At 69.2% G+C, this 12,937-nt stretch carries 23 protein-coding genes; 22 read left to right on the top strand and 1 reads right to left on the bottom strand.

Going from position 1 to position 12,937, the window contains the following annotated elements:
* From rpsC to rpsQ, 4 genes are read left to right on the top strand one after another with little or no spacing between them, the layout of a single operon-like run.
* Positions 1 to 843 carry a 30S ribosomal protein S3 gene (gene rpsC, locus DWV08_RS09365; protein ID WP_115413540.1) on the top strand — a complete coding sequence of 281 codons (843 nt, stop codon included), beginning with the start codon at positions 1 to 3 and terminating at the stop codon, positions 841 to 843.
* Between the two features lie 5 nt (positions 844 to 848).
* Positions 849 to 1,268: a 50S ribosomal protein L16 gene (rplP, locus tag DWV08_RS09360; RefSeq protein ID WP_115413539.1), complete on the top strand. Its 420-nt coding sequence runs from the start codon at positions 849 to 851 to the stop codon at positions 1,266 to 1,268.
* The gene (rpmC, locus tag DWV08_RS09355; protein WP_115413538.1) at positions 1,268 to 1,501 is read left to right on the top strand and encodes a 50S ribosomal protein L29; all 234 of its coding nucleotides are present in this window, start codon (positions 1,268 to 1,270) and stop codon (positions 1,499 to 1,501) included. The genes rplP and rpmC overlap by 1 nt, the downstream gene beginning before the upstream one ends.
* A 20-nt stretch (positions 1,502 to 1,521) precedes the next feature.
* Positions 1,522 to 1,848, top strand: coding sequence for a 30S ribosomal protein S17 (gene rpsQ / locus DWV08_RS09350; RefSeq protein WP_115413537.1), 327 nt, complete (start codon positions 1,522 to 1,524; stop codon positions 1,846 to 1,848).
* A gap of 137 nt (positions 1,849 to 1,985) precedes the next feature.
* On the opposite strand, the gene DWV08_RS09345 is transcribed toward rpsQ, so the two are convergent.
* Positions 1,986 to 2,393 (bottom strand): hypothetical protein, encoded by a 408-nt coding sequence (locus DWV08_RS09345; protein WP_115413536.1) that lies wholly within the window; start codon positions 2,391 to 2,393, stop codon positions 1,986 to 1,988.
* A 407-nt stretch (positions 2,394 to 2,800) separates the two neighbouring features.
* Here DWV08_RS09345 and rplN point away from each other — a divergent pair, with 407 nt between their 5' ends.
* The 18 genes from rplN to DWV08_RS09255 all read left to right on the top strand — a co-directional run bounded on the left by rplN (position 2,801) and on the right by DWV08_RS09255 (position 12,918).
* Positions 2,801 to 3,169 carry a 50S ribosomal protein L14 gene (gene rplN, locus DWV08_RS09340; RefSeq protein WP_096802419.1) on the top strand — a complete coding sequence of 123 codons (369 nt, stop codon included), beginning with the start codon at positions 2,801 to 2,803 and terminating at the stop codon, positions 3,167 to 3,169.
* A 1-nt stretch (position 3,170) separates the two neighbouring features.
* Positions 3,171 to 3,557, top strand: coding sequence for a 50S ribosomal protein L24 (gene rplX, locus DWV08_RS09335; RefSeq protein WP_115413535.1), 387 nt, complete (start codon positions 3,171 to 3,173; stop codon positions 3,555 to 3,557).
* A 1-nt stretch (position 3,558) separates the two neighbouring features.
* Positions 3,559 to 4,128 (top strand): 50S ribosomal protein L5, encoded by a 570-nt coding sequence (gene rplE, locus DWV08_RS09330; RefSeq protein ID WP_115413534.1) that lies wholly within the window; start codon positions 3,559 to 3,561, stop codon positions 4,126 to 4,128.
* A 1-nt stretch (position 4,129) separates the two neighbouring features.
* A complete protein-coding gene (locus tag DWV08_RS09325; protein WP_010550318.1) occupies positions 4,130 to 4,315 on the top strand; it encodes a type Z 30S ribosomal protein S14 in 186 nt (61 codons plus the stop codon).
* A 72-nt stretch (positions 4,316 to 4,387) separates the two neighbouring features.
* Complete coding sequence (gene rpsH / locus DWV08_RS09320) at positions 4,388 to 4,786, top strand: 30S ribosomal protein S8 (RefSeq protein ID WP_115413533.1); 399 nt, start codon at positions 4,388 to 4,390, stop codon at positions 4,784 to 4,786.
* Between the two features lie 19 nt (positions 4,787 to 4,805).
* The gene (gene rplF / locus DWV08_RS09315) at positions 4,806 to 5,348 is read left to right on the top strand and encodes a 50S ribosomal protein L6 (protein ID WP_115413532.1); all 543 of its coding nucleotides are present in this window, start codon (positions 4,806 to 4,808) and stop codon (positions 5,346 to 5,348) included.
* A gap of 2 nt (positions 5,349 to 5,350) precedes the next feature.
* Positions 5,351 to 5,737 carry a 50S ribosomal protein L18 gene (rplR, locus tag DWV08_RS09310; RefSeq protein WP_115414975.1) on the top strand — a complete coding sequence of 129 codons (387 nt, stop codon included), beginning with the start codon at positions 5,351 to 5,353 and terminating at the stop codon, positions 5,735 to 5,737.
* Positions 5,738 to 5,774: 37 nt separating this feature from the next.
* Complete coding sequence (rpsE, locus tag DWV08_RS09305) at positions 5,775 to 6,458, top strand: 30S ribosomal protein S5 (RefSeq protein ID WP_115413531.1); 684 nt, start codon at positions 5,775 to 5,777, stop codon at positions 6,456 to 6,458.
* The gene (gene rpmD, locus DWV08_RS09300) at positions 6,458 to 6,637 is read left to right on the top strand and encodes a 50S ribosomal protein L30 (RefSeq protein ID WP_115413530.1); all 180 of its coding nucleotides are present in this window, start codon (positions 6,458 to 6,460) and stop codon (positions 6,635 to 6,637) included. Before rpsE ends, rpmD begins: the two co-directional genes overlap by 1 nt.
* A 3-nt stretch (positions 6,638 to 6,640) precedes the next feature.
* Positions 6,641 to 7,096, top strand: coding sequence for a 50S ribosomal protein L15 (gene rplO, locus DWV08_RS09295; RefSeq protein WP_115413529.1), 456 nt, complete (start codon positions 6,641 to 6,643; stop codon positions 7,094 to 7,096).
* A gap of 152 nt (positions 7,097 to 7,248) precedes the next feature.
* Complete coding sequence (secY, locus tag DWV08_RS09290) at positions 7,249 to 8,553, top strand: preprotein translocase subunit SecY (protein ID WP_115413528.1); 1,305 nt, start codon at positions 7,249 to 7,251, stop codon at positions 8,551 to 8,553.
* Complete coding sequence (locus tag DWV08_RS09285) at positions 8,550 to 9,155, top strand: adenylate kinase (protein WP_115413527.1); 606 nt, start codon at positions 8,550 to 8,552, stop codon at positions 9,153 to 9,155. Before secY ends, DWV08_RS09285 begins: the two co-directional genes overlap by 4 nt.
* Positions 9,152 to 10,000: a type I methionyl aminopeptidase gene (gene map, locus DWV08_RS09280; RefSeq protein WP_115413526.1), complete on the top strand. Its 849-nt coding sequence runs from the start codon at positions 9,152 to 9,154 to the stop codon at positions 9,998 to 10,000. Before DWV08_RS09285 ends, map begins: the two co-directional genes overlap by 4 nt.
* Before the next feature lie 307 nt (positions 10,001 to 10,307).
* On the top strand, positions 10,308 to 10,529 hold the full coding sequence (gene infA / locus DWV08_RS09275; protein WP_010550308.1) for a translation initiation factor IF-1: 222 nt from the start codon (positions 10,308 to 10,310) through the stop codon (positions 10,527 to 10,529).
* A gap of 22 nt (positions 10,530 to 10,551) precedes the next feature.
* The gene (gene rpmJ / locus DWV08_RS09270) at positions 10,552 to 10,665 is read left to right on the top strand and encodes a 50S ribosomal protein L36 (RefSeq protein WP_010532506.1); all 114 of its coding nucleotides are present in this window, start codon (positions 10,552 to 10,554) and stop codon (positions 10,663 to 10,665) included.
* A gap of 213 nt (positions 10,666 to 10,878) precedes the next feature.
* Positions 10,879 to 11,253: a 30S ribosomal protein S13 gene (rpsM, locus tag DWV08_RS09265; RefSeq protein ID WP_115413525.1), complete on the top strand. Its 375-nt coding sequence runs from the start codon at positions 10,879 to 10,881 to the stop codon at positions 11,251 to 11,253.
* 110 nt (positions 11,254 to 11,363) lie between these two features.
* Positions 11,364 to 11,768 carry a 30S ribosomal protein S11 gene (gene rpsK, locus DWV08_RS09260; protein ID WP_115413524.1) on the top strand — a complete coding sequence of 135 codons (405 nt, stop codon included), beginning with the start codon at positions 11,364 to 11,366 and terminating at the stop codon, positions 11,766 to 11,768.
* A 154-nt stretch (positions 11,769 to 11,922) separates the two neighbouring features.
* Complete coding sequence (locus tag DWV08_RS09255) at positions 11,923 to 12,918, top strand: DNA-directed RNA polymerase subunit alpha (protein ID WP_115413523.1); 996 nt, start codon at positions 11,923 to 11,925, stop codon at positions 12,916 to 12,918.
* Positions 12,919 to 12,937: the final 19 nt, after the last annotated feature.

The raw sequence follows: 12,937 nt of genomic DNA, 5'->3' as shown, positions 1-12,937 counted from the left end.
ATGGGTCAGAAGATCAATCCCAACGGGTTCCGCCTCGGGATCACCACGGAGCACAGCAGCCGGTGGTTCGCCGACTCCTCCAAGGAGGGTCAGCGGTATCGCGACTACGTGAAGGAAGACGTCGCGATCCGCAACCTCATGTCCAAGGGCATGGAGCGGGCCGGCATCTCCAAGGTCGAGATCGAGCGCACCCGTGATCGAGTCCGCGTCGATCTCCACACCGCCCGCCCGGGCATCGTCATCGGGCGTCGCGGCGCGGAGGCCGAGCGTCTGCGCGGTGAGCTGGAGAAGCTCACCGGCAAGCAGATCCAGCTGAACATCCTCGAGGTGAAGAACCCCGAGGCCGATGCGCAGCTGGTCGCGCAGGGCATCGCCGAGCAGCTCGCCGCCCGTGTCTCCTTCCGTCGTGCGATGCGCAAGGGCATGCAGTCCGCGCAGCGCGCCGGCGCGAAGGGCATCCGAGTGGCCGTCTCCGGCCGTCTCGGCGGCGCCGAGATGAGCCGCAACGAGTTCTACCGCGAGGGGCGCGTGCCGCTGCACACCCTCCGCGCGAACATCGACTACGGCTTCTACGAGGCCCGCACCGCCTTCGGCCGCATCGGCGTGAAGGTGTGGATCTACAAGGGCGACGTCACCGCCAAGGAGCTCGCGGCCCAGCAGGCCGCCTCGCAGGGTCCCCGCTCCGGCGGACGCGGCCCGCGTGCCGAGCGCCCGCGCGGCCGTCGTAACGAGCGCAACGCCTCCGCGCGTCGTGGGGACAACGCCGAGCAGTCCGCTGCTCCGGCCGCGGCTCCCGCCGAGCAGGCCGCCGCTCCCGCACAGCAGTCCGGAACGGAGGCCTGAGCGACATGCTGATCCCCCGCAGGACCAAGCACCGCAAGCAGCACCACCCGACCCGCAGCGGCATGGCCAAGGGCGGCACCGACCTGGCATTCGGTGAGTACGGCATCCAGGCGCTCGCGCCGGCGTACGTCACCAACCGTCAGATCGAGGCGGCTCGTATCGCCATGACCCGCTACATGAAGCGTGGCGGCAAGGTGTTCATCAACATCTACCCCGATCGTCCGCTCACCAAGAAGCCTGCCGAGGTCCGCATGGGCTCCGGCAAGGGTTCGGTCGAGTGGTGGATCGCCAACATCAAGCCGGGACGCGTCATGTTCGAGGTCGCCGGTGTCGAGGAGGAGGTGGCTCGCGAGGCGCTGCGCCTGGCGATGCACAAGCTCCCCATGAAGTGCCGCATCCTGAGCCGAGAGAGTGGTGACATCTGATGGCAGCGACCAAGCTCACCGCCGATGAACTCGACAAGCTGGACGACGTGAAGCTGGCCGAGGAGCTGGCGAAGGCGAAGGACGAGCTGTTCAAGCTCCGTTTCCAGTCCGCCACGGGTCAGCTCGAGAGCTCCGGCCGTCTGCGGTCCGTCAAGAAGGACATCGCACGGATCTACACGATCCTGCGCGAGCGCGAGCTGGGCATCCGTCAGGCGCCCGGCGCGGCCGAGTGACCACGGAGCGAGGAACAGAGATGACTGATAACACCCAGGCCGAGACCCCGGCCGTCGAGGAGCTCGACAAGGAGGGCGCGCACGCGTCGTCCCACGAGCGTCCCTACCGCAAGACCCTTCGCGGCTTCGTCGTCTCCGACAAGATGGACAAGACCATCGTCGTCGAGGTCGAGGAGCGCGTGAAGCACGCGCGGTACGGCAAGGTCACGACCAAGACCAGCAAGTTCAAGGCGCATGACGAGGAGAACACCGCCGGCATCGGCGACCGTGTGCTCGTCATGGAGACCCGCCCGACCTCCGCGACCAAGCGGTGGCGTCTGGTGGAGATCCTCGAGCGCGCCAAGTGATCCGCGGGCGGTCCGCGTGACCGCCCCCGGCGCCTGAGAAGGGCCGGTCCTCCCGCAGGGGAGGGCCGGCCCTTCTCGCGTCGCGCGGCGCGTCCTGCCGCACACGGTGCGTCGCGCGTCGCGCAGCCGAGCGCGCGTCACCCGGTGAGGTGGAGCAGCAGTGCCCCGGCCAGGGCGTCCTCGGCGTGCGGCGCCCGCACCTCGCGCTCCGCACCGCCCGCGGGGAGCACGGTGACCACGAAGGTGCCGTCCTCCTCCCGCCGCAGCGCGCGGAACGCCGCGCCGAGGGCCTCGCGCAGCTGGTCCTCCCGCGGGACCCAGATCGCCTCCTCGCGCTCCACGGCGTCCAGCGCCCACTCGGTGGTGCCGTTGAAGCGGAACAGCTCCACGCCCGTGCGCCCCACGCCGCGCTCGATCACCATCGAGGCGAGCATGAAGGTCTCCTCCCGCAGCGCCTCGACCTCGAGCGCGAAGCGGTCGCCGTCGGCCGGCTCCCACGCGAGCCCCGCGTCGCGCAGCCGTCGTGCCACATCGATGTCGATCATGAGCAGAACCTACTCCGCACCCCGGGCGGGAGAGCAAGCACACACTGCGCGGCTCGTCCCGCAGGGGTGACAGGCGGGGAGCGGGAGCGTAGTCTTGAACGGTTGCCGGACAGCTGTGCGTCGTGCCCCTCGGGGTCGCGGGGCGTGGAGGTCCGCGGCAGGATCCGGCACCGCCCGATCCCTCCTCGTCGGAGACCTCGCACCAGAGGCGAACGCCCCGCGTTCACCACGCCAGTGCCTGAGTCCGGCTGAGGGTTTTTTGGTGCCCGGCGCCGGTCGCCGGCAGCGCCCGAGGTCGACTCTCTGACCTGGGGCGATGCTGGGCATGGTCCACATTCCGTTCCGCCAGGCTCGGCCTGCCCGCTCCCGCGGGTGGGAAGAGAACCGGTGAGACGATAGGAGAACGAGTGATTCAGCAGGAGTCGCGACTCAAGGTCGCCGACAACACGGGTGCCAAGGAGATTCTCTGCATCCGTGTTCTCGGTGGCTCCGGTCGCCGTTACGCCAGCATCGGCGACACCATCGTGGCGACCGTCAAGGACGCCATCCCCGGTGGCAACGTCAAGAAGGGCGACGTCGTCAAGGCGGTCGTCGTCCGCACGTCCAAGGAGGTCCGTCGCGTGGACGGCTCCTACATCCGCTTCGACGAGAACGCAGCGGTCATCCTCAAGACCGACGGCGAGCCGCGCGGCACCCGCATCTTCGGCCCCGTGGGCCGCGAGCTGCGTGACAAGCGCTTCATGAAGATCGTCTCGCTGGCACCGGAGGTGGTGTGACATGGCAAAGATGAACATCAAGAAGGGCGACCTCGTCCAGGTGATCACCGGTCGCACCAGCGACAGCGACAAGGCCGCCGCGCGCGGCCTCGAGGCCGGCGACAAGGGCAAGCAGGGCCGCGTCCTGCAGGTGTTCCCCGACACCCAGCGTGTGCTGGTCGAGGGGATCAACCGCCGCACCCACCACCTCCGGCCCAACCAGGCCGGCGGCGCGGGCGGCATCGAGCAGCGCGAGGCCCCGATCCACGTCTCGAACGTGGCCCTGGTCGACCCGGAGGACAACAAGCCGACCAAGGTCGGCTACCGCGTCGAGACCGTCGAGCTCGAGAACGGCCGCACCAAGCAGGTGCGCGTCCGCTTCGCGAAGCGCTCCGGGAAGGACATCTGAGATGAGCGAGACCGCCACCCAGGCGCCCACCCCGCGCCTGAAGAGCAAGTACAACGAGACCATCAAGGCGCAGCTGACCGAGCAGTTCGGCTACGAGAACGTCATGCTGGTCCCGGGGCTGACCAAGATCGTCGTGAACATGGGCGTCGGCGACGCCGCGCGCGACTCCAAGGTCATCGACGGGGCCATCAAGGATCTCACCGCGATCACCGGTCAGAAGCCGCAGGTCACCAAGGCCCGCAAGTCCATCGCGCAGTTCAAGCTGCGCGAGGGCATGCCGATCGGCGCGCACGTCACGCTGCGCAACGCTCGCATGTGGGAGTTCCTGGATCGTCTGCTGTCCACCGCCCTGCCGCGCATCCGTGACTTCCGGGGCCTGTCCCCGAAGCACTTCGACGGCAACGGCAACTACACCTTCGGTCTCACGGAGCAGGTCATGTTCCACGAGATCGACCAGGACAAGATCGACCGCGTCCGCGGTATGGACATCACGGTCGTCACCACCGCGAAGACCGACGACGAGGGACGCGCGCTGCTCAAGCTGCTCGGCTTCCCCTTCAAGGAGAACTGATATGGCCAAGACAGCCCTGATCAAGAAGTCGGAGCGCAAGCCCAAGTTCGCGGTGCGCGCCTACACCCGGTGCCAGCGCTGCGGTCGCCCCCATTCGGTGTACCGCAAGTTCGGTCTCTGCCGCGTCTGCCTCCGCGAGATGGCTCATCGCGGAGAGCTCCCCGGCGTCACCAAGAGCAGCTGGTAAGGACTACCGCCACAGGTCCCGGGTCGCACTCATCGCGACCGTGGGAAACCAGGTGAGGAAGAAGCAACAGACATGACCATGACCGACCCGATCGCGGACATGCTCACGCGGATCCGGAACGCCTCCGGGGCGTACCACGAGACCGCGTCCATGCCGTACTCGAAGTTGAAGGCCCGCATCGCGGACATCCTGAAGGCAGAGGGCTACATCCTCGGCTGGCGCGAGGAGGAGGCCGAGGTGGGCAGCAAGCTCGTCCTCGAGCTCAAGTACTCCGACAGCCGCGAGCGCGCCATCTCCGGCATCCGTCGCATCTCGAAGCCGGGCCTGCGCGTGTACGCGAAGTCCACCAACCTGCCCAAGGTGCTCGGCGGCCTGGGCGTGGCGATCCTGTCCACGTCCTCCGGCCTCCTGACCGACAAGCAGGCTGCCAAGAAGGGTGTGGGTGGGGAAGTCCTCGCCTACATCTGGTGAGCGGGAGAGGAGAACACTTATGTCCCGCATCGGATTCCGACCGGTCCCCGTGCCGGCGGCCGTCACTGACGTCACCATCACCGGGCGCACCATCTCGGTGACCGGGCCCAAGGGCCAGCTCTCGCACGAGGTGCCCGCGCCCCTGACCATCGAGCGCCAGGACGACGGCACCATCGTCGTCCGCCGCCCGGACGACGAGCAGGAGAACCGTGCGCTGCACGGCCTCACCCGCACGCTCGTCAACAACATCGTCCTCGGCGTCACCGAGGGCTACGAGAAGAAGCTGGAGATCGTGGGCACGGGCTACCGTGTGACCGCGAAGGGCACCGACCTCGAGTTCGCGCTCGGCTTCTCCCACCCCGTCACCGTGAAGGCGCCCGAGGGCATCACCTTCGCCGTCGAGAGCCCGAGCAAGTTCTCGGTCAACGGTATCGACAAGCAGCGGGTGGGCCAGGTCGCCGCGAAGATCCGTGGGATCCGCCCGCCGGAGCCCTACAAGGGCAAGGGCGTGCGCTACGCGGACGAGAACGTGGTGCGCAAGGCCGGAAAGGCTGGTAAGTGATCATGGGGTACGCACTCAAGCACACCAAGGGCAACCGCGGCAGCAAGCTGCGTGCGCGCGGCCGTCGCCACCTGCGCGTGCGTCGTCGCGTCGTCGGCACCGCCCAGCGCCCCCGCCTGGTCGTCACCCGCTCGGCGCGTCACGTCTTCGTGCAGGTCGTCGACGACGCCCTGGGCAAGACCCTCGCGTCGGCCTCGACGATGGAGGCCGACCTGCGAGCCGCCGAGAGCACCAAGTCGGACAAGGCCCGCACCGTCGGCGCCCTGGTCGCCGAGCGTGCCAAGGCCGCCGGGATCGACTCCGTCGTGTTCGACCGCGGCGGCAACAAGTACCACGGTCGCGTGGCCGCCGTCGCGGACGGTGCCCGCGAGGCCGGCCTGGCGCTGTGATCGCCGCCCGGACACAGGACGAGAAGAGGATCTGAATATGGCTGCACAGCAGCGGAACAACGGTCCCGCGGCCTCCGGCCGGCGGGACGACAACTCCAACAACAGCAACGATCGCGGCCGCCAGGGCGGCGACCGCGGTGGTCGCCAGGGCGGTCGCGGCCGCGGGCAGGACGCCGAGAAGTCGGCGTTCCTCGAGCGCGTCGTGAGCATCAACCGCGTGTCGAAGGTCGTCAAGGGCGGCCGTCGGTTCTCCTTCACCGCCCTCGTGGTGGTGGGTGACGGCGACGGCACCGTCGGCGTCGGCTACGGCAAGGCCAAGGAGGTGCCCGCGGCGATCTCCAAGGGCGTCGAGGAGGCGAAGAAGAACTTCTTCCGCGTCCCGCGCGTCCAGGGCACCGTCGTGCACCCGGTCCAGGGTGAGGATGCGGCGGGCGTCGTCCTGCTGCGCCCCGCCGCTCCCGGCACCGGCGTGATCGCCGGCGGTCCGGTCCGCGCCGTGCTCGAGTGCGCCGGAGTGCACGACGTGCTCTCCAAGTCGCTCGGCTCGACCAACCAGATCAACATCGTGCGGGCCACCGTCGATGCCCTCAAGCAGCTCGAGGAGCCGGAGGCCGTGGCCGCACGTCGCGGTCTCGCGGTCGAGGACGTCGCCCCGGCGGCGCTCCTGCGGGCCCAGGCCGAGGGCCGCGCCGCGGCGCGTGCGGAGAAGGTGGGTGCGTGATGCAGATCAAGGTGACCCAGACCCGTTCCGAGATCGGCGGCACCAAGAGCCAGCGAGCCACCCTGCGCGGCCTCGGCCTCAAGCGCATCGGTGACACCGTGGTGAAGGAAGACCGCCCCGAGATCCGCGGCATGATCCGCACCGTCACCCATCTGGTGGCGTTCGAAGAGGTGGAGTGATCCATGACCGACAACCAGAACCCCCTGAAGCTCCACGACCTGCGCCCCGCGCCCGGTGCCAAGACCGCGCGCACCCGCGTGGGCCGTGGTGAGGCCTCCAAGGGCAAGACCGCCGGTCGCGGCACCAAGGGCACGAAAGCCCGTTACCAGGTGCCGATCGGCTTCGAGGGCGGGCAGATGCCGCTGCACATGCGGCTGCCGAAGCTTCGCGGCTTCACCAACCCGTTCCGCGTCGAGTACCAGGTCGTGAACCTCTCGACCCTGCAGGAGCTGTTCCCCGAGGGCGGCACCGTCACGGTCGAGGACCTCGTCGCCAAGGGCGCGGTCCGCAAGAACCAGCCCGTCAAGGTGCTCGGTTCCGGCGAGGTGAGCGTCAAGCTCGACATCACCGCTCAGAAGTTCTCCGCCTCGGCGGAGCAGAAGATCGCGGCGGCCGGCGGGTCCGTCACCACCGCGTGAGTCTCTTTTGACGGGGCGCCGTGGGGCAGAATACTCTGCCCTGCGGCGCCCCGTCGTCGTATCGGGGCCGGTCCGATGGCTGCCGAGCGCGCAGCACCGGGACGGGCCGTGACACCGTCGGCCACGTCCCCGGGCCTCCAGGAGGGAAACACGTGAACTCGTTCGTGCGCGCACTGCGCACCCCCGAGCTGAGGGCGAAGATCTTCTTCACGCTCGGTCTGATCGCCGTCTATCGACTCGGCGTCTTCGTCCCCACCCCGGGGTTCGACGCCACCAACGTGATGATGTGCGCGGACCAGGCGGCCTCGGCCGGCGGGTCGAACGTCCTGGGCATGGTCAACATGTTCTCGGGCGGCGCCCTGCTGCAGATGTCCGTCTTCGCGCTGGGCGTGATGCCGTACATCACCGCCTCGATCATCGTGCAGCTGCTGCGCGTGGTGATCCCGCGGTTCGAGGCGCTCCACAAGGAGGGCGCCTCCGGCACCGCCAAGCTCACCCAGTACACCCGCTATCTCACGATCGGGCTGGGCGTGCTGCAGTCCACCACCATCATCACGCTGGTGCGCTCGGGCAACTTCTTCGTGGGCTGCAACCTGGAGCTCGTGCCCGACCAGTCGATCCCCACCCTGCTCACGATGGTGCTCACCATGACCGTGGGCACCGTGCTGATCATGTTCATGGGCGAGATGATCACCGAGCGCGGCATCGGCAACGGCATGTCGCTGATGATCTTCAGCTCCATCGCCGCCTCGTTCCCGGCCTCCTTCGGGCAGGTCCTCTCGCTGCAGGGATGGGTCACCTTCACCCTGGTCCTCGTGGTCGCGCTCGTGATCATGGCGGGCATGGTGTTCGTGGAGCAGGCCCAGCGCCGCATCCCGGTCCAGTACGCCAAGCGGATGGTGGGCCGGCGCATGTACGGCGGCACCTCGACCTACATCCCGGTGAAGGTCAACCAGGCCGGCGTGATCCCGGTGATCTTCGCGGCCTCGATCCTCGCGCTGCCGCAGATGGCCACGTCCTTCGGGGACCCCACCGCGGCCTGGGTGCAGTGGGTCAACGCCCACCTGGTCATGGGTGCCACGTTCTCCTGGATCTACGCGGTGGTCTACGTGGGCCTGATCGTCTTCTTCGCCTTCTTCTACACCTCGATCACCTTCAACGCGGAGGAGATCGCGGACAACATGAAGAAGTACGGCGGCTTCATCCCGAACGTGCGCGCCGGCCGCCCCACCGAGCACTACCTCCGCTACGTGATCAACCGGATCCAGTCCGCCGGCGCCGTGTACCTCGCGGTGATCTGCCTGATCCCGCTGGTCGCACTCGTCTACCTCGGAACCTCGCAGGACTTCCCGCTCGGCGGCGTGTCCCTCCTGATCATCATCGGCGTCGGCCTCGACACGGTGAAGCAGATCGATGCGAAGCTCCAGCAGCACCACTACGAAGGGATCCTCCGGTGACCACCTCCACCACCGACACCTCCGCCGTCACGGCCCGCCGCCTGCTCATCGTGGGCCCGCCCGGCGCCGGCAAGGGCACCCAGGCCGTGCGGATCGCCGAGCAGCTGGGGATCCCGGCGATCTCCACCGGCGACATCTTCCGCGCGAACGTCTCGGGCGAGACCGAGCTCGGCGTGCTCGCGAAGTCCTACATGGACAAGGGCGAGTACGTGCCGGACTCCGTCACCAACGACATGGTGGCCTCCCGTCTGGCCGAGCCCGACGCCCAGGGCGGCTTCCTGCTGGACGGCTACCCCCGCACCCTCGACCAGGTCGAGGCGCTGGACGGCATGCTGTCCTCGCTGGGCACGCCCCTGGACATGGTGCTGCTGCTGGTGGTGGAGACCGAGGAGGTCGTCGGCCGCCTCGTGGCGCGCGGCGTCGAGCAGGGCCGCAGCGACGACACGGAGGAGACCATCCGCCGTCGCCTCGAGGTGTACGCGGAGCAGACCGCCCCGCTGATCGACGTCTACGAGAAGCGCGGCCTGGTGCGCCGCGTCGACGGCATGGCCTCGATCGACGAGGTCACCGTCGCCCTGCGAGAGGCCCTCGCCGGGCGATGAGCATCCTGCCCGAGCGCGTGGAGCTCAAGACCCCGGAGCAGATCCTGGTGATGCGGCGCAGCGGCGCGCTGCTCCACCGGGTCCACGAGATGCTCGCCGGAGCCATCCGCCCCGGCATCACCACCGACGCGCTCGACACCCTCGCCCACGACATGATCCGCGACGAGGGCGCGGTGCCGAACTTCCTGGGCTACCAGGGGTACCCGGCCACCCTGTGCATCAGCGTCAACGACGTGGTGGTGCACGGCATCCCCGATCAGCGGCCGCTCGAGGAGGGGGACATCGTCTCGATCGACGGCGGCCTGATCATCGACGGCTGGCACTCGGACGCCGCCCGCACCCACATCGTGGGCGAGCCCCGCTCGGTGGCGGACGAGAACCTCGTGCGGGTCACCGAGGGCGCGCTGTGGGCGGGCATCACGGCGCTGGCCACCGCCACGCGCGTGGGCGCGGTGGGCGCGGCGATCGAGGACTTCGTCACCGCGGAGGCGGGGGAGTCCCTCTCCCACCTCGAGGGCTTCGGCGGCCACGGCATCGGCTCCGCGATGCACCAGGCGCCGGACGTCATGAACTACCGCACCCGGGCCCGCGGCCCCAAGGTGCGCCCGGGCCTGTGCCTGGCGATCGAGCCGATGCTGATCCAGGGCCAGGGCAACTGGGAGCTGCTGGACGACGACTGGACCGTGCGCGCCACCTGCGGCGGACGGGCCGCGCACGCGGAGCACTCGGTGGCCGTCACCGAGCAGGGGATCCTCGTGCTCACCGCAGGGGACGGCGGCGCCGACGAGCTGGCGCGGCGCGGGGTGCGGGCCGCCCCGGACCCGCTCGCCGACGACGCGGGCTGAGGCGGCGCGGACCGGCGCTGTGACGTGAGCGGCGTCATCGTCCCGGAACCTCGCCTGAACCAGACCTCGCGTGTAGGCTGGTCCATCGGGTGTGCACCGTGTGCGTCGACCTCCTCGCAGGTCGTGCAGTCCCGTAGCGCCGACGCCCGAGCCGGCTCCGCCGGCTCGAGCAGCGAAACCGTCGACTCGCCGAGCGGCACCCACGTCGACCATCGCGCCGTCACCCGACGGCCGGTGAGCACGGCCTGAGAAGTCAGGAACGCGGAACTCGGCCCCGGCATCGCCGGAGGCGGGAGATTGGGGAGGCATGGCGAAGAAGGACGGCGTGATCGAGGTCGAGGGCACGGTCACGGAGGCGCTCGCGAACGCGCGCTTCCGCGTCGAGCTCGACAACGGGCACATGGTGCTCGCGCACATCTCCGGGAAGATGCGCCAGCACTACATCCGCATCCTTCCCGAGGACCGCGTGGTCGTCGAGCTGAGCCCCTACGACCTCGACCGGGGCCGCATCGTGTACCGCTACAAGTGATCGTCCCGGGAGAAGGAACGCAATGAAGGTCAAGCCGAGCGTCAAGCCGATCTGTGACAACTGCAAGGTGATCCGTCGCCACTCGCGCGTCATGGTCATCTGCTCGAACCCCCGTCACAAGCAGCGCCAGGGCTGAGCGGAGCGATCCGCCCGTCCCGGCGCCAGCCGTGACCGCCGCCCAGCGCGGCACGCCCCACGGGGCACCGCCCGCCCCGCGGGCACCACAAGGAAAGAGACGACCCCACCGGCGCGAGCCGGCCACCCGCAGTACGGAGGCTGCGGCGTCCCGGGCACGGACCCGAGGGCGAGGGATCGGATCAGGCCTCCGAGACAGTAGGAGAATCTGCACATGGCACGTCTGGTGGGAGTGGACCTTCCGCGCGAGAAGCGCCTCGAAGTCGCCCTGACGTACATCTTCGGCATGGGACGCACCCGCGCCCTCGAGACCCTGGCCGCGACCGGGGTCGCCGGCGACCAGCGAGTGCGCGAGGTGAGCGACGAGGACCTCGTCAAGCTCCGCGATCACATCGAGGCGAACTACATGGTCGAGGGTGACCTTCGCCGTGAGGTCGCCGCCGACATCCGCCGCAAGGTGGAGATCGGCAGCTACCAGGGGCTGCGCCACCGCCGCGGCCTGCCCGTGCGCGGTCAGCGCACCAAGACCAACGCGCGCACCCGCAAGGGCCCCAAGCGCACGGTCGCCGGCAAGAAGAAGGCTCGCTGATCCGCGCTCAGCGCTGATCGGCCGCCCGGCCCTGCGCCGGGGGAGCCCGCAGTCACGTCGCGCCGCCGAGGGATCCGGCGCACCCCACACCACCAGAGGAGTTCTGCCGCATGGCAACCAAGACCCGTCAGGCCGCCGCGCGCAAGCCGCGCCGCAAGGACAAGAAGAACATCGTCAACGGCCAGGCCCACATCAAGAGCACGTTCAACAACACGATCGTGTCCATCACGGACCCGACCGGTGCCGTCATCTCCTGGGCCTCCGCCGGCCAGGTCGGCTTCAAGGGCTCGCGCAAGTCGACCCCGTACGCCGCGCAGATGGCCGCCGAGGCCGCCGCGCGCCAGGCGCAGGAGCACGGCCTGAAGAAGGTCGACGTGTTCGTCAAGGGCCCCGGTTCGGGCCGCGAGACCGCTATCCGCTCGCTCACCGCGACCGGCCTCGAGGTGGGGTCCATCCAGGACGTCACCCCGCAGGCGCACAACGGCACCCGCCCGGCGAAGCGCCGCCGCGTCTGAGCCCGTCGGCCGGGGCGGAGCCTCCACGCTCCGCCCCGGCCGTCCCGTGCGCCGCGCGGCCGTCCCGCGCCCGCACCCCGGACACCCGTCACCCATCAGGCCCATCGCCCCCTTCTGAGCGTCATATGGCGGACGCTCGCGGAAAGGATCCACAGTGCTCATTGCACAGCGCCCCACGCTGACCGAAGAGGTCGTGGCGGAGAACCGCTCCCGGTTCGTCATCGAGCCGCTCGAGCCGGGCTTCGGCTACACCCTCGGCAACTCCCTGCGGCGTACGCTGCTGTCCTCCATCCCCGGCGCCGCGGTCACCTCGATCCGCATCGACGGCGTGCTGCACGAGTTCAGCACCGTCCCCGGCGTCAAGGAGGACATCACCGAGGTCATCCTCAACATCAAGAACCTCGTGGTCTCCTCGGAGAACGACGAGCCCGTCGTGATGTACCTGCGCCGCGAGGAGGCGGGCCGCGTCACCGCCGCGGACATCACCCCGCCGGCCGGCGTGGAGATCCACAACCCGGACCTGCACATCGCGACCCTCAACGAGAAGGGCCGCCTGGAGATCGAGCTGATCGTCGAGCGCGGTCGCGGCTACGTCTCCGCCGCGCAGAACAAGGGCGTGGACGGCGAGATCGGCCGGGTCCCGGTCGATTCCATCTACTCGCCGGTGCTGAAGGTGACCTACAAGGTCGAGGCGACCCGTGTCGAGCAGCGCACCGACTTCGACCGTCTGATCGTGGACGTCGAGACCAAGCCGGCCATCACCCCGCGTGACGCCATGGCCTCCGCGGGCAAGACCCTGGTGGAGCTGTTCGGTCTGGCCCACGAGCTGAACCAGGAGGCCGAGGGCATCGAGATCGGCCCCTCGCCCACGGATCAGGCGCTGGCCGCCGATCTGGCGCTGCCGATCAACGACCTCAACCTCACGGTGCGGTCGTACAACTGCCTGATGCGCGAGGGTGTCCACACCGTCGGCGAGCTGACCGCCCGTTCCGAGGCCGATCTGCTCGACATCCGCAACTTCGGCCAGAAGTCCATCGACGAGGTCAAGGCGAAGCTCGCCGAGCTCGGACTGTCGCTGAAGGACTCCCCGGCCGGCTTCGACCCGTCGGCCCTGGACTCCTACTCCGACGACTTCGGCGACCAGTACTGATCCAGATTTTCACCAAGGA

The organism is Brachybacterium saurashtrense (assembly GCF_003355475.1).
GTDB lineage: Bacteria > Actinomycetota > Actinomycetes > Actinomycetales > Dermabacteraceae > Brachybacterium > Brachybacterium saurashtrense.
Note: the sequence above shows the minus strand (reverse complement) of the source record. Positions and strands in the feature narration are given on the sequence as shown.

Bases quoted from the DNA above. Each gene is read 5' to 3' on its own strand.
- rpsC (WP_115413540.1), top strand. From the start codon at position 1: ATGGGTCAGAAGATCAATCCCAACGGGTTCCGCCTCGGGATCACCACG.
- rplP (WP_115413539.1), top strand. From the start codon at position 849: ATGCTGATCCCCCGCAGGACCAAGCACCGCAAGCAGCACCACCCGACC.
- rpmC (WP_115413538.1), top strand. From the start codon at position 1,268: ATGGCAGCGACCAAGCTCACCGCCGATGAACTCGACAAGCTGGACGAC.
- rpsQ (WP_115413537.1), top strand. From the start codon at position 1,522: ATGACTGATAACACCCAGGCCGAGACCCCGGCCGTCGAGGAGCTCGAC.
- DWV08_RS09345 (WP_115413536.1), bottom strand. From the start codon at position 2,393: ATGATCGACATCGATGTGGCACGACGGCTGCGCGACGCGGGGCTCGCG.
- rplX (WP_115413535.1), top strand. From the start codon at position 3,171: ATGGCAAAGATGAACATCAAGAAGGGCGACCTCGTCCAGGTGATCACC.
- rplE (WP_115413534.1), top strand. From the start codon at position 3,559: ATGAGCGAGACCGCCACCCAGGCGCCCACCCCGCGCCTGAAGAGCAAG.
- DWV08_RS09325 (WP_010550318.1), top strand. From the start codon at position 4,130: ATGGCCAAGACAGCCCTGATCAAGAAGTCGGAGCGCAAGCCCAAGTTC.
- rpsH (WP_115413533.1), top strand. From the start codon at position 4,388: ATGACCATGACCGACCCGATCGCGGACATGCTCACGCGGATCCGGAAC.
- rplF (WP_115413532.1), top strand. From the start codon at position 4,806: ATGTCCCGCATCGGATTCCGACCGGTCCCCGTGCCGGCGGCCGTCACT.
- rplR (WP_115414975.1), top strand. From the start codon at position 5,351: ATGGGGTACGCACTCAAGCACACCAAGGGCAACCGCGGCAGCAAGCTG.
- rpsE (WP_115413531.1), top strand. From the start codon at position 5,775: ATGGCTGCACAGCAGCGGAACAACGGTCCCGCGGCCTCCGGCCGGCGG.
- rpmD (WP_115413530.1), top strand. From the start codon at position 6,458: ATGCAGATCAAGGTGACCCAGACCCGTTCCGAGATCGGCGGCACCAAG.
- rplO (WP_115413529.1), top strand. From the start codon at position 6,641: ATGACCGACAACCAGAACCCCCTGAAGCTCCACGACCTGCGCCCCGCG.
- map (WP_115413526.1), top strand. From the start codon at position 9,152: ATGAGCATCCTGCCCGAGCGCGTGGAGCTCAAGACCCCGGAGCAGATC.
- infA (WP_010550308.1), top strand. From the start codon at position 10,308: ATGGCGAAGAAGGACGGCGTGATCGAGGTCGAGGGCACGGTCACGGAG.
- rpmJ (WP_010532506.1), top strand. From the start codon at position 10,552: ATGAAGGTCAAGCCGAGCGTCAAGCCGATCTGTGACAACTGCAAGGTG.
- rpsM (WP_115413525.1), top strand. From the start codon at position 10,879: ATGGCACGTCTGGTGGGAGTGGACCTTCCGCGCGAGAAGCGCCTCGAA.
- rpsK (WP_115413524.1), top strand. From the start codon at position 11,364: ATGGCAACCAAGACCCGTCAGGCCGCCGCGCGCAAGCCGCGCCGCAAG.